Source organism: Acetobacter lambici, from assembly GCF_011516885.1.
GTDB classification, from domain to species: domain Bacteria; phylum Pseudomonadota; class Alphaproteobacteria; order Acetobacterales; family Acetobacteraceae; genus Acetobacter; species Acetobacter lambici.
Genome location: NZ_WOTD01000131.1, coordinates 1 through 1411 on the forward strand (window position 1 = coordinate 1; position 1411 = coordinate 1411).

The window sequence follows — 1411 nt, forward strand, 5'->3', positions numbered from 1 at the left end:
CACTACAGTTGCATTTTTTGTTGAGTTCTGAATCTATGGGTAACCATGATTCAGGATATGATGAATGGCGGTGCGTCTGTTGAAGAGACGCTGGATTTGTGGGCGTCCGGGCTTCGGTCCGCCAAGGAGCGGATCTCGCCGTTGTTTACGCAGAAGCGTGTTGCGGCTTCTGCGTGCGCCTTCCTTGACGTTCTGATTGGCAATGAACCGCGCAAGACGGGATGGATGCGTGCGGAAGCCGCAGGAGATCCCGGTCCATGGCGGCAACAGGCGCTTCTGGGTCGCGGGCACTGGGATGCCGATGCCCTGCGTGATGTCGTCAGGGAGCATGTGATTGAGCATCTGGGCACTGAAGATGGCGTGCTGGTCATCGATGAGACTGGTTTTCTGAAGAAGGGTCAGGCGTCCTGTGGTGTGGGGCGGCAGTATACGGGATCTGCCGGCAAGATCACGAACTGCCAGATTGGTGTATTTGCCACCTATGTATCGGCGCGGGGTCATGCCTTTGTGGACCGCGCCCTGTATCTCCCGAAAGACTGGACATCGAACCGTGAGCGCCTGAAGCAGGCCCACGTTCCCGATGACGTGGTGTTTGCAACCAAACCGGCGTTAGCCTCGATGATGATTGAGCGGAGTATTGAGGCCGGCATGCCCTTCCGCTGGGTTGCAGCAGACAGCGTGTATGGCGTGGGCGACGTGGAACGCACGCTTCGCAGGGCAGGAATTGGCTATGTCCTTGGCGTCAGAGGCAATCACTGGTTCGGATCATGGGCAACAAACCCGCTGATTGCAGGAGAAGCCAAAGACATTGCCGCAAATCTTTCAGAGCAGGACTGGCACCGTCTGTCCGCGGGACACGGCACAAAAGGTGAGCGGCTGTATGACTGGGCGTATCTTCCGCTTGCTGATCTGGATGCTGAAGAATTTGACTGCCCTGTAGCCGGACCATGGACACGTGGCCTGTTGATCCGCCGAAACATCGCCGATGGAGACCTTGCCTGTTTTACGACATGGTGTCCGAAAGGGACAACCATGCAGGACCTCGTGAACGTTGAAGGGACGCGCTGGAGGATCGAAGAATGTTTCGAGACGGCCAAAAACGAGTTTGGTCTCGATCATAACGAAACCCGTTCCTGGCATGGTTGGCATCGGCATGTCTCTCTGGTCATGCTCGCCTATGCCGTCATGGCAAGTGTCCGGTATCAGGCAAACTCACTGAAACCGAAAAAAAAACAACGCAGAACACGACAGTCCTTGTCCGCTGGTCCATACAGGAAATCAGGCGTCTCGTCGTAAAACTTGCACAACGCAGCCTGCCCGTCGCCCACATTCTCAGATGGTCAATCTTCAGACGGTCTCACCAAGCAGCCGCACAACGCTCATATATCAAATCAAAATTGCAACTGTAGTG

At 55.6% G+C, this 1411-nt stretch carries 1 protein-coding gene; it reads left to right on the forward strand.

Annotated elements, in window-relative coordinates:
* The first annotated feature begins 45 nt into the window (after window positions 1-45).
* Entirely contained in the window at window positions 46-1296 is a 1251-nt protein-coding gene (locus tag GOB86_RS15445; RefSeq protein WP_062145008.1) for an IS701 family transposase, read from the forward strand.
* Window positions 1297-1411 lie beyond the last annotated feature (115 nt).

Bases quoted from the DNA above. Each gene is read 5' to 3' on its own strand.
- GOB86_RS15445 (WP_062145008.1), top strand. From the start codon at position 46: ATGATTCAGGATATGATGAATGGCGGTGCGTCTGTTGAAGAGACGCTG.